At 69.4% G+C, this 21148-nt stretch carries 18 protein-coding genes; 7 read left to right on the top strand and 11 right to left on the bottom strand.

Annotated features, from left to right (window positions below; translation table 11 throughout):
- Window positions 1-29 precede the first annotated feature (29 nt).
- Both ACQP2E_RS21480 and ACQP2E_RS21475 read left to right on the top strand, forming a co-directional pair.
- Window positions 30-563, top strand: a complete 534-nt coding sequence (locus ACQP2E_RS21480; RefSeq protein ID WP_433824717.1) for an NfeD family protein — start codon at window positions 30-32, stop codon at window positions 561-563.
- Complete coding sequence (locus ACQP2E_RS21475) at window positions 564-2126, top strand: flotillin family protein (RefSeq protein WP_433824716.1); 1563 nt, start codon at window positions 564-566, stop codon at window positions 2124-2126. It abuts the gene before it with no gap.
- Window positions 2127-2723: 597 nt separating this feature from the next.
- Here ACQP2E_RS21475 and ACQP2E_RS21470 read toward each other — a convergent pair.
- From ACQP2E_RS21470 to ACQP2E_RS21460, 3 genes are read right to left on the bottom strand one after another with little or no spacing between them, the layout of a single operon-like run.
- Window positions 2724-4643, bottom strand: coding sequence for a hybrid sensor histidine kinase/response regulator (locus ACQP2E_RS21470; protein ID WP_433824715.1), 1920 nt, complete (start codon window positions 4641-4643; stop codon window positions 2724-2726).
- A 57-nt stretch (window positions 4644-4700) separates the two neighbouring features.
- Window positions 4701-6659 carry an NAD-dependent DNA ligase LigA gene (gene ligA, locus ACQP2E_RS21465; RefSeq protein ID WP_433824714.1) on the bottom strand — a complete coding sequence of 653 codons (1959 nt, stop codon included), beginning with the start codon at window positions 6657-6659 and terminating at the stop codon, window positions 4701-4703.
- 32 nt (window positions 6660-6691) lie between these two features.
- Window positions 6692-7003 (bottom strand): MarR family winged helix-turn-helix transcriptional regulator, encoded by a 312-nt coding sequence (locus ACQP2E_RS21460; RefSeq protein ID WP_433824713.1) that lies wholly within the window; start codon window positions 7001-7003, stop codon window positions 6692-6694.
- A 12-nt stretch (window positions 7004-7015) separates the two neighbouring features.
- Between ACQP2E_RS21460 and ACQP2E_RS21455 the strand changes: the two genes are divergently transcribed.
- Entirely contained in the window at window positions 7016-8080 is a 1065-nt protein-coding gene (locus tag ACQP2E_RS21455; protein WP_433824712.1) for an MFS transporter, read from the top strand.
- Window positions 8081-8164: 84 nt separating this feature from the next.
- On the opposite strand, the gene ACQP2E_RS21450 is transcribed toward ACQP2E_RS21455, so the two are convergent.
- Entirely contained in the window at window positions 8165-8740 is a 576-nt protein-coding gene (locus tag ACQP2E_RS21450; RefSeq protein WP_433824711.1) for an NADPH-dependent FMN reductase, read from the bottom strand.
- A 174-nt stretch (window positions 8741-8914) separates the two neighbouring features.
- Here ACQP2E_RS21450 and ACQP2E_RS21445 point away from each other — a divergent pair, with 174 nt between their 5' ends.
- Both ACQP2E_RS21445 and ACQP2E_RS21440 read left to right on the top strand, forming a co-directional pair.
- Window positions 8915-10228 carry a radical SAM protein gene (locus ACQP2E_RS21445; RefSeq protein WP_433824710.1) on the top strand — a complete coding sequence of 438 codons (1314 nt, stop codon included), beginning with the start codon at window positions 8915-8917 and terminating at the stop codon, window positions 10226-10228.
- A 71-nt stretch (window positions 10229-10299) separates the two neighbouring features.
- The gene (locus tag ACQP2E_RS21440) at window positions 10300-12609 is read left to right on the top strand and encodes a putative bifunctional diguanylate cyclase/phosphodiesterase (RefSeq protein ID WP_433824709.1); all 2310 of its coding nucleotides are present in this window, start codon (window positions 10300-10302) and stop codon (window positions 12607-12609) included.
- 69 nt (window positions 12610-12678) lie between these two features.
- On the opposite strand, the gene ACQP2E_RS21435 is transcribed toward ACQP2E_RS21440, so the two are convergent.
- From ACQP2E_RS21435 to ACQP2E_RS21420, 4 genes are all read right to left on the bottom strand, one after another.
- The gene (locus ACQP2E_RS21435) at window positions 12679-14313 is read right to left on the bottom strand and encodes a subtype B tannase (RefSeq protein ID WP_433824708.1); all 1635 of its coding nucleotides are present in this window, start codon (window positions 14311-14313) and stop codon (window positions 12679-12681) included.
- Window positions 14314-14454: 141 nt separating this feature from the next.
- Entirely contained in the window at window positions 14455-15123 is a 669-nt protein-coding gene (locus ACQP2E_RS21430; protein ID WP_433824707.1) for a response regulator transcription factor, read from the bottom strand.
- Entirely contained in the window at window positions 15120-16304 is a 1185-nt protein-coding gene (locus ACQP2E_RS21425) for a sensor histidine kinase (protein ID WP_433824706.1), read from the bottom strand. Before ACQP2E_RS21425 ends, ACQP2E_RS21430 begins: the two co-directional genes overlap by 4 nt.
- Before the next feature lie 85 nt (window positions 16305-16389).
- Entirely contained in the window at window positions 16390-17022 is a 633-nt protein-coding gene (locus tag ACQP2E_RS21420; protein ID WP_433824705.1) for an MBL fold metallo-hydrolase, read from the bottom strand.
- A gap of 37 nt (window positions 17023-17059) precedes the next feature.
- Between ACQP2E_RS21420 and ACQP2E_RS21415 the strand changes: the two genes are divergently transcribed.
- Window positions 17060-17491: a MarR family winged helix-turn-helix transcriptional regulator gene (locus ACQP2E_RS21415; RefSeq protein ID WP_433824704.1), complete on the top strand. Its 432-nt coding sequence runs from the start codon at window positions 17060-17062 to the stop codon at window positions 17489-17491.
- Between the two features lie 37 nt (window positions 17492-17528).
- Window positions 17529-17981, top strand: coding sequence for a GNAT family N-acetyltransferase (locus ACQP2E_RS21410; protein ID WP_433824703.1), 453 nt, complete (start codon window positions 17529-17531; stop codon window positions 17979-17981).
- Here ACQP2E_RS21410 and ACQP2E_RS21405 read toward each other — a convergent pair whose 3' ends face one another.
- The 3 genes from ACQP2E_RS21405 to ACQP2E_RS21395 all read right to left on the bottom strand — a co-directional run bounded on the left by ACQP2E_RS21405 (window position 17982) and on the right by ACQP2E_RS21395 (window position 21146).
- Window positions 17982-18407, bottom strand: a complete 426-nt coding sequence (locus ACQP2E_RS21405; protein ID WP_433824702.1) for a hypothetical protein — start codon at window positions 18405-18407, stop codon at window positions 17982-17984.
- Between the two features lie 88 nt (window positions 18408-18495).
- Window positions 18496-19941 carry a family 43 glycosylhydrolase gene (locus ACQP2E_RS21400; protein ID WP_433824701.1) on the bottom strand — a complete coding sequence of 482 codons (1446 nt, stop codon included), beginning with the start codon at window positions 19939-19941 and terminating at the stop codon, window positions 18496-18498.
- A gap of 173 nt (window positions 19942-20114) precedes the next feature.
- Window positions 20115-21146, bottom strand: coding sequence for an isopenicillin N synthase family dioxygenase (locus ACQP2E_RS21395; protein ID WP_433824700.1), 1032 nt, complete (start codon window positions 21144-21146; stop codon window positions 20115-20117).
- Window positions 21147-21148 lie beyond the last annotated feature (2 nt).

The raw sequence follows: 21148 nt of genomic DNA, 5'->3' as shown, positions 1-21148 counted from the left end.
ACCGGTGTGAGCAGGGGGGGAGCTTCGCAGTGACGACGGCGACCGTGGTGTTTCTGATCATCGGCGGAGTCGGTCTGGCGATCCTCGCGTTCGCTCTCCTCGGCGGTGAGATCGCGCACCTCGGCGGTCTCGGAGCGGACGGTCTGGTCTCCCTGGAAGCGGTCGCCGGCTTCCTCGGCACACTCGGCTTCGCCGGCGCGATCGCCGCCGAGCTGTTCGATGCGCGTACCCCGGGATTTGTCGCCGCCGCGGCCGCGATCGCGCTGCTCGCAGCGTTCGCAGGCGCCTGGCTCGCGTTGCGTTTCTCGCGCGCCGCGCGTGACATGCCCACCGACGCCACACCCACCCGCCTGCACCTGATCGGCACGATGGGCGTCGTGGTGACCGCGGTGCCCGCCGGCAGTGGTTACGGCGAGGTGCGCGTCCGGCTCGGCGGGCAGCCGGTCAAGCTCTACGCCCGTGCCGAGCAGGCCCTTCCGGCCGGCACCCCGATCTTCGTGGTGGAAGCACCCACCGACACCAGCGTCGTCGTCGAGGCGACCCCGCCCACCGGAAAGGCCTAGATGTCACCCCTTCTGATCGCGATCGCAGGCGTGGTCCTGCTCATCGTTCTCGTCGTTCTCTTCGTGCTGTCCCGGATCAAGGTCGCCGGGCCGAACGAGGCGTTCATCATCACCGGCCGTAAAGGCCGGGTGACCCAGTCGGCCGACGGCACCAGCAGCACCGACCTCTCCGGGCAGAAAGTCGTGATGGGCGCCTCGGTGTTCGTCATGCCGGTCGTGCAGCGGCTCCAGTCGCTCGACCTGTCCAGCCGCCGCATCGACGTGAGCATCAAGGGCGCGGTCTCCAAGCAGGGCATTCGTGCCGAGCTGCACGGCGTCGCGATCGTGAAGGTCGGCGGCACCGAGGACGCGATCCGCGCGTCCGCCCAGCGGTTCCTGCACCAGCAGGCCGAGATCGAGGACTTCACCCGCGAGGTCCTGGCCGGCGCGCTGCGTTCGATCGTCGGCCGGCTCACCGTCGAGGAGATCATCCGTGATCGCGCCGCGTTCGCCAGCGCGGTCGCCGAGGAAGCCGAGCACTCGATGACCAACCAGGGTCTGGTGCTCGACACGTTCCAGCTGCAGGACATCCTGGCCGAGGGCTCGTACCTTCAGGACCTGGGCCGTCCCGAGGCCGCGCGCGTGCTCAAGGACGCGGCGATCGCCGAGGCCCGCGCCCGGCAGGCCGCCGAGCAGGAGCGTCTGCTCGCCGAGGAGGCGATCGCCGAGGCGCAGCGCAACCTGTCGCTCAAGCAGGCCTCCATCGCGGCCGAGATCGACGCGGCGAAAGCGAAATCGGCCGCGGCCGGCCCGCTCGCCCAGGCCGAGCGAGAGCAGGCCGTCCTCACCGAGCAGCAGAAGGTCGCCGAGCGCAACGCCGAGCTCAAGCAGCGCCAGCTCGACACCGAGGTCCGCAAGCCCGCCGACGCCGCTCGGTACAAGGTGGAGCAGGAGGCCGAGGCCGCCCGCAACGCCGCGGTCATCGGCGCCGACGCGCAACGTCAGGCGACCATCGCCGCCGCGCAGGCGTCCGCCGAGCAGGCCCGCCTCACCGGTGAGGGCGAGCGGGCCCGCCGTGCCGCGCTCGCCGAGGCGCACGCCATCGAGGGTGCAAAGGAGGGTGAGGCGGAGCAGCGCCGGCGTACCGCGATCGCCGAGGCCATCGAGCGCGAGGGTACGGCGGAGGCCGCGGCGATCCTGGCCCGTGGTCAGGCCGAGGCCGAGGCGATGGCGCGCAAGGCCGAGGCGTTCAGCGCCTACGGTGAGGCGGCCGTCCTCGACCTGCTGGTCAAGGTGCTGCCGCAGGTCGTCGAGGCCGCTGCCGCCCCGATGGGCGCGATCGACAAGATGACCGTCATCTCGACGGACGGCGCGTCGTCGCTGACCAAATCGGTGGCGAACAACGTGGCCCAGGGCCTCCAGCTCGGCTCCGACCTCACCGGCGTCGACCTGGCCGGACTCCTCTCCCGCCTGGGCGCCGCAACCGCCCCAGCAGCAGCAACAGCCTCCACCACCTCGGCGACCACCAACGCCACAACCCCGAAACCAGCAGCGCCGGCTCTCGAGGAGAACCACAACAAGTAGTAACCGCCCTCCGGCGGCCACCTACACCAAGCAGTAACCGCCTCCGGCGACCAGCCACAGCACGTAGTGACCGACCGCGAATGTGGCCGACCACGGCGAGCAGTAACCAGCCGCCCACCCGCTTCAGATGCGAGAGTGCCCGAAGCGGGTCAGGCGGGGCCCGCAGCCCGTCGCCGCGGCCGTGCCTGGGCAGATAGCGGCCGTTTGCGGGCAGATGCCGGCCGGTTCCGGGCAGATAGCGGAGAGTAACGACGGCGACGATCGCCAGCAGGTCACTGTCATTTCAGCTCGTCATGCCGGCGCCGGCGGCGGGAGAGGCGAGAGAAGCTAGAAGCGAGAGAGGCGAGAGAAGCGAGAGAGTTTGTGCAGCGCTTGGTCGAAGCCTCGCTCGGCAAGGACAACTCCTTCTTAAGCGGTACACCCACTGTGGATGTGGTTACACCCGCAATGGGTGTGGAGGCATTTTCGGCATGTCGCCCATGGGACGGCCCGGCATGTCGCCCATGGGACGGCCCGGCATGTCGCCCATGGGACGGCCCGGCAGGTCGCCCATGGGGACGGGCCCGGCAGGGCGGAGGGCGGTGCCTCGCGTGCTACTCAGGCCTCTGAACTGACCGGGAGCAGGACCTGGCCGAGCTTGAGGAGCAGGTCCTGGCCGGTGAACGGCTTCTCGATGAACGCGATGTCGTCGTCCAGGATGTGCGTGGTCCCGAGCAGTCCGTTGCTGTAACCGGACATGTACAGCACCGGCAACTCCGGCCGACGTTCGTGCAGCAGCTCGACCAGCCGGGGACCGGACATCTCGGGCATGATGACGTCGGTCAGCAGGACGTCGCACTTCTGCTTGTCGAACGCGTCCAGGGCTTCCGGGCCGTTGTTGGCGGCCACCACCCGGTAGCCTCCGGCGGCCAGGATGCGGGTGACGACGTGGGCCAGCGCCGGCTCGTCCTCCACGACCAGGACCGTGCGCCCGGCGCCGTCGGCGGGGGTGATCCGGGCGGCCGGGGTGTGCGGGGCCGCACCATCGGGCACCAGTGGCAGGTATATCCGGAACGTCGTGCCGATGCCCTGCTCCGAGTACAGGTTGATGCCACCGCCGGCTTCGGCCACGATGCCGTACACGGTGGCCAGGCCCAGTCCGGTGCCCTTGCCGTGTGGTTTCGTGGTGAAGAACGGCTCGAAGATGCGTTCGGCCACGTCCGGCGGGATTCCTTCGCCGGTGTCGCTCACCAGGATCCGGGCGTACACGCCGGCCGGCAGCGGTGGCTGCATGTCCAATTCGTCGCCGCCGAGCGTCGCCGTGTTGACCTCCAGGACCAGGGTGCCGCCGTCCGGCATCGCGTCCCGGGCGTTGATCGCCAGGTTGAGCAGCACCTGATGGATCTGACCCGGGTCGGCGTGCACGAAGATCGGACGGGCGGACGGCACCGCGATCAGGGTGATGTCCTCGCCGATCGTGCGTGCCAGCATCGCCTCCACCTCGGCGACCGCCGGATTCAGGTCCATGTCCTGCGGCTGGACGGTGTCGCCGCGGGTGAACGTGAGCAGCTGCCGGGTCAGGTTGGTGGCCCGTTCCGCCGCTGTCGTCACGTGCGCGAGGTCAGCGCGTACCTCCGGTTTGTCGTCGCACATCTCGGCCGCGAACTCGGTGTAGTTCTGGATGATCGCGAGGATGTTGTTGAAGTCGTGGGCCACGCCGCCGGCCAGTTTGCCGAGGCTTTCCATCCGCTGTGCCTGATGGCTGCGCTCGGCCATGGTGCGCTGCTGCTCGGCCGCCTCCATCGCGGCGGTGATGTTGCGGGCCACCACGGAAGCGCCGATCAGCGCGCCGGCAGCGTCGCAGATCGGGGCGATGTCGACGGCGATCCGGATCGTGGCGCCGTCCTCGCGTACCCAATCGGTTTCGTCATGCAGTGCCGTCGCGCCGCTGCGGATGCGGTCGAGCAGCTCGTCCGGCCGGTCCAGCACCGACACGGGCACCCCCAGCGTCTCGCGCGCGGGCAGGCCGAACAGCTTCTCGGCGCCGCGGTTCCAGGCGGTGACCGTGCCAGCGGGCGACAGCCCGATGATCGCGTCGTCGATGTGGTCGACCACTGTCGCCAGGATCGCCTGCTGGTTGGCGGCCTCGTTCACGGCCGCCTGCTCGCGGGCGCTCGCCTCGTCGAGGCGGTGCTGACCCCACGGGTCGACGTAGATCGCCCCGGGGCCGAGCAGCACCGCATAACTGCGCCGCAGCGTCCAGTAATAGATGCCGATCATGGCGGTGACGGCGTCCCAGATCGCGGTGACCCACAGCCAGGACGGCGACGAGTGGCCGTGGTCGGCGCCCCGGATCGTCATGAGCGCATGCAGGCCGTGGCCCACCGCGCAGCTGAAGAAGATCATCGCGGTGGCGACGGCGAGCTTGTTGGTGCGCAGCTGACCGGCCCGGTTCACCGGCACCACGATCGCCACCATGATCGCCATGTAGGCGACCATGATGATCAGGTTCCCGCCTAGGTAGAGCTGCTGCGGCACATCCTTACTGATCGGGTGCCGGGCAGCGGTACTTACCCTTCTGGGGCGCCGTGAAACTCAGGCGAGCATGCGGGCGAACTCCTCCGGGTCGAGGATCGGGATCTCCAGCTGGGCCGCCTTTTTCGCCTTGGTGGTGCCGGTCTCCGCGGTGACCAGCGCTGTCGTCTTGGCCGAGACGCTGCCGCTCGCGGTGCCGCCGAGGGCCTCGATGCGCTCGTTGACCGTCGTGCGGGTGTAACCGGGGACGCTGCCGCTCACCACGTAGACCTGGCCGGCCAGCGGTTTCGCCGAACCGTCGTCGAGCACCGCCATCGCCAGCCCGTGCGCCGCCAGCCGGTCGATCACATCGCTCATCGCGGCCAGGCCGTCGACGACGTGCTGTGCCTTGATCAGGCCCATCTTGTCGATCTCGGCGATCTCCTCGACGGACGCGGCGCGCAACGCGTCCATCGTCTTGAACCGGGACGCCAGCCACCGGCCGACCGAACGGCCGGTCATCCGGATGCCGAGCGCTGTGATGACCCGGTTGAACGGCTGCTGGCGGGCCTGGGCCAGCCCGGCGATGATGCGGCCGGCGGTCGAGGCGCCGACCTGCCGGCTGCCGTCGCTGGTGCGCAGTGTCGCGAATTGATCAAGCGTCACGTCGAACAGGGACGCCAGATCTTTGACCAGACCGGCCTCGACCAGCGCGATCACGATCTCCTCGCCGAGACCGTCGACGTCGAGGCACTCGCGGCTCGCCGCATAGGTGACAGCACCCACCACGGAACAGGAAGCGGTGTGGCAGCGCCAGAGCAGGCTCGACTTGTCCCACGGCTCGCCGCACTGCGGGCACACCTCCGGCGGAGTCCACGGGGTGAGGCCGTGCGGCTGCTCACCGATCGGCGAGGTGACCCGGGGGATCACGTCGCCGGCCCGCCACACCGCGACGGTCTGGCCGATGGCAAGGCCCTGGTCGAGGACCCACTGCGGGTTGTGCAGGGTCGCCCGGGCCACGGTGGTGCCGGCCACGTGGACCGGGTCGATGACGGCCCGCAGAGTGATCCGCCCGGTCCGCCCGACGCGCACCTCGATGTCGCGCAGCACGGTGGCCGCGGTGTCCGGCGGATATTTGAAGGCCGCCGCCCAGTACGGCGTGCGGCTGGCCAGCCCGAGCCGGCGTCGGGTGACCTCGCGGTTTGCCTTGATCACCGCGCCGTCGATCGGGAAGACCAGGTCGGCGCGGTGCGACCCGATCTCGTCGATCGCGGCGGTCACCTCCTCGGCGGTGATCCGCTCGCCGGCCACCGACGGAATCAGGTCGCAGGCGGCCGGGAAGCCGAGCCCGGCGGCGAACGCCATCCGCTCCAGGTGGCTGTCGAAGGCGCCACTCACGTCGTACGCCGCGAAGGTCATCGGGGTGTCGTAGGTGCGGTCGATGCTGCGGATCGACCCGGCGACAGCGCCGCGTGAGTTGACGAACGCCTTGGCGCCGGCGGCGACCCGGTTGGCGCTGGCGGTCTCGAAGTCGGCCACCGTCATGTAGACCTCGCCGCGGACCTCACCGGTCCAGCCGGTGGCGAGGGCGACCGGCAGGCCGGCGACACCCTTGCGGACCTGGGCGGTGACGTCCTCACCGGTGCTGCCGTCGCCGCGCAGCGCGGCAAGCGTCAGACGTCCCTCGACATATTCCGCGCGGATCGCCAGGCCGTCGAGTTTCACCTCGACCAGGCAGCCGTCGCCGCCCAGGGTGGCGACGAACTCGGCGACCTCGTCGGCCGTGGTGATCTTGTCGAGTGAGAGCATCGGCGTGGGGTGCCGCACGTCGCCGCCGGCCGACGAGCCCGCTGCGACAGCGGTGGTGACGCCCTGGTCGTCCCAGTCCGGGTTCGCCTTCAGCGACGCCGCGATGCGGTCGGCGAGCGCGTCGTAACCGGCGTCGGTCATCAGCACGTCGCCGCTGTCGTAATAGGCCTGTGCGGCCCGGCGCGCCTCGGCCACCGACTGATCGAACTCTTCACGGGTCACGAACACCATGGCGGCAGCCTAGAACAGAGGTACGACACTTTTCATGCTTGCAGGAAGCTGACCAGCCCATCCAGTTCCGGCTGTTTCGTCGCCTCCTGCAACGACTCGGCGAGCGCCTGGTCGTGGGTGGGCCGGGCCTGGTGGAGCAGGGCCTGACCGGCCGGTGTCAGCTCGGTGTAGATGCCGCGCCGGTCGTCGGCGCAGAGGATGCGGGTGAGCAGGCCCCGGTCCTCCAAGCGGGTCACCAGCCGGGTGGTGGCGCTGCTGGACAGCGCCGCGGCGCGGGCGAGCTGACGCATCCGCATGTGCCAGCCGTCCTGGCGGCTCAGCGCGTCGAGCACCGTGTACTCCACGACGGAGAGCTTGTGCGCGGCCTGCAGGCGGCGTTCCAGCTCAGCCTCGATCAGCCCGTGCAGGGCGGCGAGGCGGAAACTATGCCCATCGCGCTCTACGCACTCGCCGTCGGCGGGTTCGGGATCGGGCTGACCGAATTCGTCATCGCCGGCCTGCTGCCCGAGGTCGCCGCGGACTTCGGCGTCTCCGAGTCCGTCGCCGGCTATCTGATCTCCGGTTATGCCCTGTCGGTCGCGGCCGGCGCCATCGCGCTCACCGCCGCGCTCGTGCCGGCCAACCGGAAAGCGGCCGCGATCTCCGTCATGTTCACCGGTCTGACCGTCGCCAACGTGCTCGGGGTGCCGCTCGGCACTTTCCTCGGCCAGGCCGCCGGCTGGCGCGCCACGTTCTGGGCAATTTCGGTCATCGGCGTGATCTCGTTCATCGGCATCGCGGTGTTGATCCCCAGCATCATGAAAAAACCTGAAAAACCCGATTTTGCGATCTTCAGAAGCCGCCAGGTCTGGCTCTCGATGATCATCACGGTGCTCGGATTCGGCGGCATGTTCGGCGCGTTCAGCTTTATCGCGTACGCGTTGACCCAGGTCAGCGGCTTCAGTGTCGCGAACGTACCCTGGCTGCTCGTTCTTTTCGGGGTGGGTCTTTTCGCCGGCAACATCGCCGGTGGCAAGGCCGCCGACCTCAACCCCGGACGGACCCTGGCCGTGCTGCTGGCGGGCCTGACCGTCGTGCTCGCCGTCTTCGCGACGGTGGCCGGCAGTCAGATCGCGACCGTCGTGGCGCTCGTGCTGATGGGCGGATTCGGTTTCGCCACCGTGCCTGGCCTGCAGATGCGCATCATGACCCACGCGCAGGCCTCGCCCACGCTGGCCTCCGGCGCGAACATCGCGGCCTTCAACGTCGGCAACGCGTTCGGCGCCTGGATCGGCGGGCTCACTCTCGCGGCCGGACTCGGCTACACCGCACCCCTCTGGGCCGGCGCCGCCGTCACCCTCGCCGGCCTGATCGTTTTCGGTATCGCCGCGGTCCTGCCGCACGGCGAATTCACTCGCGCGAAAACCCTCGTCACCGGCTGAGCGGTCCGCTCCCGCTCCTTCTTGGGTACGCACGAAGCGCGAGCGCTCCACGCGTACCCAAGAAGGAAGCCGGCGGCGAGTCGCTCAGGCCTTGACCGGCTGGCGCAGCGGCAGCAGCGCGGTGCTCCAGGCGACGACCTGGTCCAGCAGCGTGTCGAGCTGGGGGAGCTGGTAGTCGCCGGGCTTGAAGACGCTGTAGTTCTCGAACTCGGTGGAGAGGGCGAGGGTGACCTGCTGGCGGACGTCGGCCATCATCAGCTCACCGGCGACCAGGCGCAGGTGCTCGGTCGCGCGGGCGCCGCCGACCGAGCCGTAGGAGACGAAGCCGGCGGCCTTGTTGTTCCACTCGGCGAACAGGTAATCGATGGCGTTCTTGAGCACGCCGGAGGTGCTGTGGTTGTACTCCGGGGTGACGAAGACGTAGCCGTCGTAGGAAGCGATCTTCTCGGCCCACCGCTTGGTGTGGTCGTTCTGGTAGCTGCCCATCGAGGGCGGGACCGGCTCGTCCAGGTGCGGCAGCGGGAAGTCCTTGAGGTCCACCAGCTCGAAGGTCGCGTCGCTGCGCTTGGCGGCGATCGCGTGCACCCAGCGGGCCACCGCCTCGCCGTTGCGGTTCGGGCGGGTACTGCCGATGATGATGCCGATACGAATGTTAGGCATGACATTTCCCTTTTATCGGACTTGGTGCGATCCACAAGCACGTTACTGGCCGCATTCCCGCCGCGCGTACGCTGTCGCGAACGTCTCCATTTGCCGACCGGCGTGTGCACGTCGGAGTGTGATGGCATGGGATGAGGTGCAGGAACGGGTCCTAAGCCCCTTACAGGAGGACGCATGCAGTCGCGTACCGATCTCGTCGAAGACTTGATGGCGCGTTTTCCTCACGTCCCGCGCGAGGCGGTGATCAAGGAGGATCTGCTGCGCGGAGGTCTCGCCTTCGACGACTCGGCGCTCACCGACAACGAAAAGGGTGACGTCAAGCCGAAGTCGTACTTCATCTTCTCCTTCGACCACCGCACGCTGCCCGAGCTGGGCGAAGCCGCGCTGCGCCGCCCGCCGGAGGAGATCGTGCTCACCGGTGGCCCGTACGACCTGCGTCGTACCGTGGTGTCGGTCCGGATCAACCCCTCGTCGCCGTACCGGGTGAAGCCGGACGCCGACGGGCGCCTCCAGCTCTTCCTCGACGGCAAGCCGATCGCCGACGTGGGCCTGCCACCGATGCCGGACTACTACCGGCACACCCTGGAGAACGGCAAGCAGGTCATGGAGGTCGCCCCGACGATCCAGTGGGGTTACCTCGTCTACCTGACGGTGTTCCGCGTGTGTCAGTACTTCGGCGCCAAGGAGGAGTGCCAGTACTGCGACATCAACCACAACTGGCGTCAGCACAAGGCGGCCGGCCGGCCGTACACCGGTGTGAAGCCGATCGACGAGGTCCTCGAGGCGCTCGAGATCATCGACAAGCACGACACGCTTCGCACCAGCACCGCCTACACCTTGACTGGCGGCAGTGTGACGTCCCAGGTCGGCGGCAAGACCGAGGCTGATTTCTACGGACAGTACGCCCAGGCGATCGAGGAGCGTTTCCCCGGCCGCTGGATCGGCAAGGTCGTAGCCCAGGCGCTGCCCAAGGCCGACGTGCAGCGGTTCAAGGACTACGGCATCCAGATCTACCACCCGAACTACGAGGTCTGGGACAAGCGGCTCTTCGAGTTCTACTGCCCCGGCAAGGAGCGTTACGTCGGCCGCGAGGAGTGGCACCGCCGGATCATCGACTCGGCGGAGATCTTCGGCGCCCGCAACGTCATCCCGAACTTCGTGGCCGGCATCGAGATGGCCGAGCCGTTCGGGTTCACCACCGTCAACGAGGCGATCGACTCGACGACCGAGGGCCTGCACTACTTCATGTCCAAGGGCATCACGCCCCGGTTCACCACCTGGTGCCCGGAGCCGACCACGCCGCTGGGCAAGACCAACCCGGACGGCGCGCCGCTGGAATATCACATCCGGCTGCTGGAGTCGTACCGCGCGACGATGGACCACTACGGTCTCTCCAGCCCGCCCGGTTACGGCCCGGCCGGCGCCGGCAACGCGGTCTTCTCGGTGAGTTCGTTCATGGACAGCCTGCCCGCCGCGCCGCAGGACTGATCTCGCTCAGGTTCCGTCCGGTTGTGGTCGATAAGCAGTCCGACTCACAACCGGAAGGAACCGCGGGGTTGATGCGACCACTGTCCCGGCCGGCCCGGACCGCGGGCTGGCTCGTCGTCGTCGCGTCCGGCTGGACTCTCGCAGCCGTCCTGCTCGGTGTCATCGGCACCAGAACAGCTGTTCCCGCCTGGTCGCTCTGGCCATGCACCGTCCTGGCCGTGCTCACCGGGGCCGCGGCCTGCGCGGTCGCCTCCGCCACCAGCGGCGGCGCCGGCTCCGTCTTCTGGCGACAATTCGGGTACGCGGTGACGCTGATCGCCGCGGGCACCGTGAGCCAGGCCGTGGACACGCAGCGCAGCCTGGGCGATGTCATGGCATTCACCCCGATCACCGGCCTGCTCTTCCTCGCGAGCGTTGCTGTCGGCGTGCACGCCCTCGTCCGGGTGCCCGGCGCCCGGCGTACCTGGCGGGGCACCCTCGCGCTGTTCCTCGACATCGCGATCGTCGCGGTCGCCGCCGGCCTCGTGCTGGCCCGCGCCCTGACCGTCATGCCCGTCCCGCTCCCGACCGGCGCTCTCGCCACCGCGGTGCAGGTCATCGTTCTCGGTGGCGCCGGCGCGGCCGTGGTCGCCGTGGTCAAGGTGGGCATGAGCGGCACCGGTGCGGTACACGGGCCGGCCCTGTGGATTCTCAGCCCGGTCGGCACCCTCGGCCCGATCTCGCTGGTGGTGGCCCCGGCCGTGCAGCAGTGGCCGCACCTGAACGCCACCGTCGTGGTGCTTCCGCTGTTCGCGGTGATGCTCACGGTGTCGGCGTTCTCGCAGGTCCGTGCGAACGTGGCCGGTTCTCCGGTGGCTCGGGCTGTCTCCGGTGAGCGCCGGCGTGGAATCAGCGCCATTCCGTACGTCGCGGTGCTGGCCACCTCGATCATGCTGATCGTCGCCATTCTGGATCTCGGATATCTGCCGGCCGGGTTCGCCGCCGGTGCGGTCTCGTTAATCGTGCTCGTGGTGGTCCGTCAGCACGTGGCGCTCTCCGACAACGTGCTGCTGCTGGACCGGCTCGCCGACAAGGCACGCCACGACGGTCTGACCGGCCTGCCCAACCGGCGGTTCTTCACCGATCTGCTGAACTCGGGCAGGCATGCGGCCAGCGGCACCGTGGCGGTCTGCGATCTGGACAACTTCGCGGCGCTCAACGACCGGCTCGGCGATGCCTCCGGGGACGCGGTGCTGCGTCAGGCGGGGGAGCGGATCGTGCGTACCGCCGGTGAGGGCGCGCTGGTCGCGCGCCTGACCGGCGACGAGTTCGGCGTCCTGCTGCCGGCCGGGCACCCGCTCGCCGCCGGCGACCTGCTGGCCGAGGCCCTGCTACGCGCGTTTCAGGAACCGCTGCCGGCCGACGGGCACGACCTGCTCGTCACCGTCACGGCCGGTGTTGCCGCAGGCAGTGGCGACACCGTCGCTGACCTGCTGCGCCGCGCCGAGCTCGCCCTGCAGGCGGCACAGCGGGTCGGCGCCGACCGGTACCAGCGGCACACCGCCGCGCTGGACACCTCCGCGCGCGACAGTGCCCGGATGGCCGCCGCGCTGCGCCGCGGCCTGGACACCGGCGAGTTCCGGCTCGTCTACCAGCCGATCGTCGAGCTGCCGCACGGCATCATCCGCGGGGTGGAGGCGCTGGTCCGCTGGCACCCGGCTTCCGGCGGGCCAGAATCCGGCGGGCCGGCCTCGGGCGGCCCGGCTTCCGGCGGTCCGGTCTCGCCGGCCGAGTTCATCCCGGTCGCTGAGCAGACCGGTCTGATCATCGACCTGGGTGCGTGGATTCTCGACACCGCCTGTGCCGACGCGGCGGCCTGGCATGCCCGCTGGGGTGCGGACGCGCCCCCGGTCAGCATCAACGTCTCCGCCCGGCAGCTGCTCGACCCGGATCTGCCGGGCTTGGTCGCCGCCGCGCTGAGCCGGTACGGCCTGGAACCACCCGGGATCACGCTGGAGATCACCGAGACCGCGGTGTTCGCCGGCGGACCGGCCCTGGACACCGTGCGGGCGTTGCGGAAGATCGGCGTCGGGATCGCTCTCGACGACTTCGGCACCGGGCACTCGTCGCTGACCCTGCTGCGGACCTGCCCGGTCACCACGCTGAAGGTCGACAAGTCGTTCATCGACGAGCTCAACGGCAGCCCGCAGCAGGAGGCGATCGCGGCCTCGCTGCGCGGGATCGCCGACACGCTGGGCCTGCGGGCCGTGGCCGAGGGTGTCGAGACACAGGACCAGGCGGACCGGCTGCACGCCCTGGGATACCGGTACGCCCAGGGCTACCACTTCGCCCGCCCCGCGCCGGCGGCCGAGATCGACCTGGCGCTCGCGCCGGCGGCCTGAGGCGTCCGGCGTGCGGGCAGCCGGACGGCTGCTCGGCGGCACCCGAGACAGCCATCCGGCTGGGCTTCCCTACTTCGCGGTGTAGCCGGTGATCTTGTTGGCCCAGGCGATGAACTTCTCCGGGTCGTTGTTGGCCCCGTGGCCGGCGTCCCAATACATGCTCGAATCGACGGTGTCGCCGAGCGTGGCGAATCCGGCGGCCAGGTTCGACGAGACGGTCAGCGCGGTGTCGGTGTCGCTGGTGCCGAGCCGGAAGAACCAGTTCTTCGCCCGGCCGTCGTTCTTCTCCTTGATGAAGTACATCGGGTTCATCAGGTTGAGCAGCCCGGCGACGTCCGCCTCGACGGTCGTGCCGGACTTCTTCGCGCTGTACTCGGTGAAGTGTCGTGCGTCGACGCTCTCCGTGCCGAACTCGATGTTCTCCCCGGCACTGAGGTCCAACGCGTCGAACGCCGGCGCCGCCTTCTTCCGGCTGGCCAGGTGCGTGAGGTAATCGGCGTAACTGAACGTCGCCTTCCCTCCGGACCACTTGATGAACGCGTTCGCCGCCAGGTAGGTGCTGCGTTCGGTGCTGGACAGCCCGGCCAGATATTCGGTCGCCGCCGGCTGGAGGTAGTGGTCCAGCAGGTAGTTCTGGTACCGCGCGCCGGTCAGCTTCGTGCCGTCGAGCCCGGTCAGCCCGAGCGAGTCCTGGTAGTCGGCGAACGTGCCGGCCAGTTCCTTCGACACGGTCGCGTCCACGGCCTGGCCGTTCGCCGGCAGGCTGCCGTAGAGGAACTCGTAGGCCGGGTCGGCGTTCTCCAGATCGGTGATCGGGCAGTACGCCGCCACCCCGAAGATCGAATCGCTGGCGTCGGCCGCGCCGATCTCGGTGAGATATGAGCTGTACAGGTCGCTGTCGCCGGACGCGCCGAGCAGTGACGAGACACCGCCGCCCGCGCTCGTGCCGTCCGAAACGATCTTGTCGGTGTCGCCGGGGAAGGTGTCCTTGTTCGACCGCAGATACCGCACGGCCGCCTTGAGGTCGACGATCACGGCGGGCGCCTTGCCGTAGTACTTGCCGTCGGCGCTCTTGTTGTCCCGCCCGCGGGCGCCGACCGAGACGACGACCCAGCCGGCCGCGATCGCCTCGGCGGCGTTCTGCCCGGTGCTGCCCATGCCGGTGGCGAGGGCGCCGCCGTTCCCGGTGTTCCCGCCGGGAGCGCCGCCAGGCGCGCCGCTGGGCATGCCGGCGCCTCCGGGGAAGCCGGCTGCGCCGCTGGGCATGCCCGCGCCTCCGGGGAAGCCGGCTGCACCGCTCGGCATCCCCGCGCCGTCCGGCATCCCACCGCCCGGCATTCCCCCACCAGGACCACCCTCGGTCTTGGAGAACGGGTCGTCGGTCGTCTTCGCCGAGAAGTAGCCGCCGACCGGGATCTCGAACAGGATCGGCGCGCCCGACGCGTCCACATCCTTCCCGTCGATCTTCACGGGGACGGCCACCGACAGGCTCTGATAGTCGATGTCGACAGGCTTCGACACATAGGGGATCTTGCTGTAGAGCCGGTAGGTGATCTCCTTGTCGCCCGCCGCCGTGGTGATCGTCGCGGTCTTCTCGGTGAAGCCGTCCTTGTCGAAGGTCAGCGAGTACGTCGTACCCGCGGCCGACGCCGAGTCCGTCGAATCCGAGTCCGACGTCGTGCACGCGGCCGCCATCGAAACCATGCCTGCCGCCCCGAACGCCAACACTGTCCTGCGCTTCATCCGCTGTGCCTGCCCTTTGTCGTGGAGAGGCCAAGCGTGCCGATTCGTACCCCCTGCCGACGTCGTCTCTGAGTAGAAACCGCAGGTACTACTCCAGTGGTATCAGGCCTGCTCGCCGGGGCGGACCAGGCCGCTCTGGTACCCGATGACCACGAGCTGCGCGCGGTCACGGACACCGAGTTTCGTCATCGCCCGGTGCACGTGTGTCTTGGCGGTCAGCGGCGACAGGACGAAGTGCTCGGCGATCTGCTCGTTCGACCGGCCGAGCGCGACCAGCCGCAGAACCTCACGCTCGCGGTCGGTGAGCGCTTCGAGCGAGGGCGGCACCGCCGGGGGAGGGGCGTCCGCGCCACCGAGGAACCGGTCGATCAGCCCTCGGGTGGCCCGTGGTGTCAGCAGCGCCTCACCGGCGTGCACCACCCGGATCGCCCGCAGCAGCTCGTCCGGCTCGACGTCCTTGCTGAGGAACCCGCTCGCCCCGGCCCGCAGCGCGGCGAGAACGTTGTCGTCGGCCTCGAACGTCGTCAGAACGATCACCCGAACCGCGGCGAGCCGATCATCAGCGGCGATCCGCCGGGTGGCTTCGAGACCGTCCATCCCCGGCATCCGGATGTCCATCAGCACCACATCGGCGGTGCCGGCGAGCGCGACGGCTTCCCGCCCGTCGCACGCCTCGCCGACCACCTCCATCCCGTCGGCAAGGTCGATGATCAGCCGGAACCCCGCCCGGATCAGCGTCTGATCATCAGCAAGCAATACCCGGACCGTCACAGCCGGTCACCGTACTCCACAGGTGCCGGCAACGTGGCGCGCACCCGGAACCGGCCGTCGGCCGTCAGCCCGGCCTGGAGCATCCCGCCGGCCGCCCCGGCCCGCTCGCGCATCCCGATCAGCCCGAACCCCGAACCGCCGCCGGTGAGCCCGGGCTCTGCCCCGCCGCCGGTCGGCGCGGCCGGGACCGCGTTGGTGACCTCGATGACCAGGTCGTCGCGTTGCCAGTCCAGCGTCACGCGCACCGGCTCGTCGAGGCGGCCGTGCTTGCGCGCGTTCGTCAGCGCCTCCTGCGTGATCCGGTATGCCGCCAGGTCACCGCTCGCCGGCAACACCCGTGACTCCCCGTGCTCGGCATGCGCGATCCGCACCCCGGCCGCGGTGAAACTGTCCAGCAGCTCGGTGAGCTGGCTCAGCCCGGGCTGCGGAAGGTGCGCCGAATCCGCCTCGCCCGGCTGCCGCAACAACCCGACGATCGACGTCAGCTCGCGCAGCACGATGCTCGACGCGCGCCGGATGTGGTTCAGCGGTGGCCCGGCCGCTTCCGGCTGCCGGGTCAGCGCGAACGCAGCCGCGCCCGACTGCACGTTGATCACCGCGATGTGGTGGGCGACCACGTCGTGCAGCTCGCGCGCGATCCGCAGCCGTTCCTCGGCCACCCGCCGGTGCACCTCCTCCTCCCTGCTCTGCTCCGCCCTGCGGGCTCGGCCCTCCACCTCCGCGATGTAGTCACGCCTGCTGCGCACCGCGTCACCCGCCGCCGTCGCCATCCCGGTCAGCGTGAGCCAGACCAGCGCCAGCGGCGTCCACCAGTTGCCGCCCGGGTTGCCGAACGCGGACGCTGCCCAGAGCAGCAGCCCGCACACCGCCGACACGGTCCACGACACGCGCCTCTCGTAGCGTGTCGCCATCTGATAGAGCGCCCACCCCACGGCGAAGACCAGCGGCGGAATGGTCCACCCGGCGACCAGGTAACCCACCGAGATCGCCGCCGACACGACCACCACGATCACCGGCGCACGCCGGCCCAGCGCCACCGCCAGCCCTGCGATCGCCGCCGTGACGAGGTCAGCGCTCAGCGGCACATGGTGCTGCTGCTCGCCGGCCCCGGTCAGCGCGCCCAACGCCGACAGCACCGCGACCAGCAGCCCGGCTCCCACATCCGCCAGCCAGCCCCGCATTGCCATCACGCTACGTCCGCGCCGCCGCCGAGACATCGGACCTGGGTCGTAAACCCTGGGCGGCAGCTACTACCCCGGTAGTAGTTCAGACCTTCGTCGGCTCGCCCCAGGGCTGGATCTCCAGGGGCAGGCCGGTCAGGCCGTTCTCGCCGAGCAGCATCCGGGCCGAGTTCTGGCCGAGCTCGCTGAGCATCAGCTCGTGCACCTGGATGACTCGGGACGGGCGCACCGCGCGTACGAAATCCGCCGCCTCGCCGAACTTGGTCCACGGCCCGCTGGTCGGCAGCAGCAGCGTCTCGACCGCGACCTCCGGCACCTCGTACGAGTCCCCGGGGTGGAAGACCCGCCCCTCGACGAGATAGCCGACGTTGTCGATGACCGGGATGTCCGCGTGGATCAGAGCATGCCGCCCGCCGTGCACCGACACCTCGAACCCGGCCGGCGTGATCCGGTCGCCGGCCGTGACGGCAGCCGCGCGCCCGCCGAGCTTCGCCGCGATGGCGGCCGGGCCGAACACCGGCAGGTCGGGGCGTTTGTCCAGCTCAGCGGCGAGCGCGGCCTCGTCGAGGTGGTCGAAGTGCTCGTGGGTGATCAGCACCGCGTCAGCGGCCGCGATCAGGTCGGCGGCGTTCGGCGTGAACGTGCCGGGGTCCACGAGCAGGGTCCGGCCGCCGTCGGTGAAGGTGACGCAGGCGTGAGCGTGCTTGGTGAGTTCCATGATCACAAAAGTACAGCCAGGCTGTATACTTTTCGGCATGACGCGGCCCACATCGGAAGCCGACATCGCGGAGCGCCTCCGCCAATCGATCGGCCGCTTCGTGCGTACCGTAAGGGCTCAGGCAGAAAGCCTCCCGCTGCCGCAGGCAGCAACGCTGGGTGCGCTCGGCAGGGCGGGGCCGCAGACGATCGCGCAGCTCGCGGCAGGTCGCGGGGTGAAACATCAGAGCATGAGCCGCACGGTCGGTGAGCTGGAGGCACACGCCCTGGTGACGCGCACGCCGAATCCGCACGACAAGCGCGCGGTGCTGCTCACCCTGACCACCGAGGGTGTGAGAGCGCTCGAAGCCGACCGCGAGGCCCGCCGGCGCTGGGTGGCGGCCGCGATCGAGGCCCGGCTGACCGAGGACGAACGCCACGCCCTGCACGCCGTGCCCGATCTGCTGGACCGGCTCTGCGAAGGGCCTTGAAGCGCCGGCGCTCCTGCGGATCATTACTGTCTGGGGTATGCACATCCGGCCGATTCACCAGGGCGACGCGGCGCGGCTCGCTGTTCTGCTCGAACAGCTTGGGTACGCGTCAACCGCCCGCGACGTCCGCCACCGCCTCGACTACTGGCTGGGTGACCGGGCGAGCGCACTGCTCGGCGCCGACGACGAGGGGACGCTGATCGGTGTCGCGGCCCTGCACATCACGCCGATCCTGGAGGTGACCGGCAAATTCGGCCGGCTCGCGGCGCTGGTCGTCGACGAGGCGAGCCGGGGCCGGGGCGCCGGCCGGCTGCTGATCGCGGCGGTCGAGGAGCGGGCACGCGCCGAGGGCTGCCTGTTCGTCGAGGTGACCAGCAGCAGCCATCGGGCGCCGGCGCACAAGTTCTACGAGAGCCTCGGTTTCGAGGACACCCGCGACGAGTCCCTCCGCTTCATCCGCAAGCTGCATCCGGGCGGACGCGTCGTGTGATCAGCGCAGCGACTCGGCCAGCGCCACCGCGTTCTTCTGGTCCGACCGCGGGAACGTGAGCGACACGCCGTCAGTGCCGGAGAAGGCGAGCCGCAGGATGCTCGCGAAGCCGATCTTCGCCTCGGCCAGGGCGACCTGAGTACGCGGCAGCTCGGCGAGGACGGTCTTGCCGGGCCCGCCAAGAATCGTCTGCGGCAGGAAGAACACCCGGTAATTGGTGACCACGACGAACTGCTTGCGGTGCGCGGCGAGGGCCGCCGCTCCGGCGCCGGCGCCGGCCAGGACGACGCCGTGGTGGGCGATGGTGCCGGCCCGGCTGGCGGTGAACGCGCCGACCATGGCCCGCGCCGCGGCGATCGGCTGTTCTCCCGGGTGCAGGAGGGATGCGACCCGCTCGAACGCCCGCGTCTGAAGCTTCTGCTGCATGGTGACTCCCCGTTGTGCCTGGCAAACGTGCAGATGCTAGGTGGGCGGGGAGCCACCGGTGATCATTCTTTCGGCCAGAAGATCCGGTTTACTCCACCACGTAGGTCGCGTCCGACCGGCCCGCCGCGTCCGTCACGGCCTGCACGTACATCAGGTAGTTGCTGTGCCGCAGGTACCGTCCCGGGTAGTTCTGCGACTCGAACGAGACTGCCGTGCTGCTGGCCAGGCCGGTCCGCCGGACGAAGCTCGCGTCACCGGCGAAGGCCGCGGTCCCGTCGTTGCGTTCGACGTACGCCTCGAAGTTGCGGTGCCGCAGGAAGTACCCGGGGAAGTTCGTCGACTCCAGCGAGACCGTGCCGGAGCCGGTGAGCCCGGTGACGATCCGGAACTGCGAGTCGGCCAGGGCCGTGACGTTGGCGTCCAGCCGGGCCCGGTACTCCCAGTGCCGGATGAACCGGTCGACGACGTTGTAGGAGCGCAGCCGTACCGGCGTGGCCCCGTCCGGAACCGGGATCCCGAAGTTCGGGGTGCCGTCGGCGTTCCAGTAGAACTTCTGGATCCGGGTCCGGCGGTTCGGATCGTTCAGCGGATCACCGGAGATGTCGCGGTAGTTCCGGTCGTGGTAGACCAGGATGTCGCTCTGACCATCCTCGGACACCGTGAACGAGTTGTGCCCGGGACCGTACTGGCCGGTGTTCGCATTGCTGGCGAAGACCGGGTTGGCCGACTTCACCCACGACGCCGGGTTGAGCAGATCGCTCCCGGCCGTAGCGGTCAGCAGGCCCAGGCAGTAATTCGCATCGGTGGCGCTGGCCGAGAACGTCATGAAGATCTTCCCGTTCCGCTGCACCACCGCCGGACCCTCGTTGACCTTGTACCCGCGGGTCTCCCAGGCAAGCGTCGGCACCGCGATCCGCGCTGTCGTCCCGGTGATCGTCCACGGGTTCGACATCCGCGCGATGTAGATGTTGGAGTTCGTGGCGATCCCCGGCTCCTGCTGGGCCCAGATCAGATATCGCACGCCACTGGCGACGAACGTCGACGCGTCCAGCGCGAACGTGCTCCACGGCGTGGTGATCTGACCTCTTTCGGTCCAGGCGGTGGTGAGCGGGTTCGCCGCACTGGTCTCCAGGACGTACATCCGGATCGCCCACACGTCGTTGGTGGCACCGGCGGCGAAGTAGACGTACCACTTGCCGTCGATGAAGTGGATCTCCGGCGCCCAGATGTGCGCGCCCATGATCCCGCCGGTGTGCTTGCGCCAGATGACGGTCTCCGCCGCGGTCGACAGACCCTGCAGCGTGGTGGCACGTCGCAGCACGATCCGGTCGTACTCCGGCACCGTCGCGGTCATGTAGTAGTAACCGTCGGTGTGTTTGTAGATGTGCGTGTCAGCGCGCTGATTGGCGATCGGATTCGTGTAACTCACCGCGGGCGCCGCTTGCGCCGGCGCCGCGGGGGAGAGGACGGCAGCGATCAGCGCGAGCACGGCGGCGGCTACAGCCGCCAGAAAACGACGAGGGTACGGGGACATGGGGCGGCCTCCGGATGGGTGTGCGCGTTCCCTTCGGTGGTCACGGCCGGCCCGCTTGCATCGAAGGTTAGCGATAACAATCCGGTAGTCAAGATGTTTCCGCCAAGTAAACTCAGGCGGTAGATCCGCGCCATGCGAAGTCGATGGTGCGCCCCAGCCAGACGACCTCGCCGTCAGCGGCCGGGTTCTGAAACAGCCGCCAGGACCCGGGAGGCCTCGCGCACCGCGGCGACGTTCTTGACGCCGGCCCGCGACCCGCTCAGCTTCGCGACGATGTGTTCTTTGACGGTCACCGGGTCGTACAGCGGCTCGCCGGACCCCGGCAGCGGCCCGACGACCGCGTCCGCGTTGCCGTCGTGGAAGAACGCGGCCGACCGGCGCCGCTCGATCGTCCCGTCGACCACCGGCGGTTTGACCCGATGCAGCGTCGACATCCACCGGTCGTTGGTGAGCCGGGCCGAGATGTCACCCAGGTTGATCAGCAGCGCGCCCTCGGCCGGCTGCACGTCGTGCCAGATCTTGTCGGCGCCGAGCACCTGCAACCCCGCGACCCGGTCGGCCCATAGGACGGTGACGATGCCGAAATCGGTGTGCTCACCCATGCCGGTCAGGTCGGCACCGAGCTCGATCCGGCCCGGCGGCAACGCGTAGTTGTTCATCCGCAACACATCGATCGAGTGGCTGGTGAGCTGCTCGAAAAAGCTCGGATCAACCCCGAGAGCGGCAGAGAAAACCCTGGTCAGGGTACGCGCAACCCGCCGCGCCTCGCGAAAATAGGGCTCGACGGAATCCTGGAAGGAAGCCGACGGCCAGGTGTTCGCCGCATAGTCGTCATCCGACAGCGCGGCCGCCGGATAGTCGGCTGCCGAGGCACCCACGTTGAACGCCTCGAAGAAGTCGTTCATCCGGCTCACCGGGTCGACGCCGAGGCTGTAACTGAGCGACTCGCTTTTCGGCGGGCTGTACCCACGGTTCTCCGCGGGCGGCCGCACGAACGCCTTCTTGGCGCCGAGCTCCTGGCCGAAGAACTCGTCGATCGCCGACGCCAGCCCATCGGTGATCGCGGCAGGCACCCCGTGCCCGACGACCTGCATGAACCCCACGGTGCGGCAGGCGTGATCAAGAGCTTCGGCGGTGGCGGCGCGCGCCTCGGCGGAGCCGTCCTCGACCCAGGGGCTGATGTCGACGGTGGGAACAACGAACATCC

It is taken from the genome of Actinoplanes sp. CA-015351, from assembly GCF_050955685.1.
In the GTDB taxonomy this organism is placed as follows: domain Bacteria; phylum Actinomycetota; class Actinomycetes; order Mycobacteriales; family Micromonosporaceae; genus Actinoplanes.
Note: the sequence above shows the minus strand (reverse complement) of the source record. Positions and strands in the feature narration are given on the sequence as shown.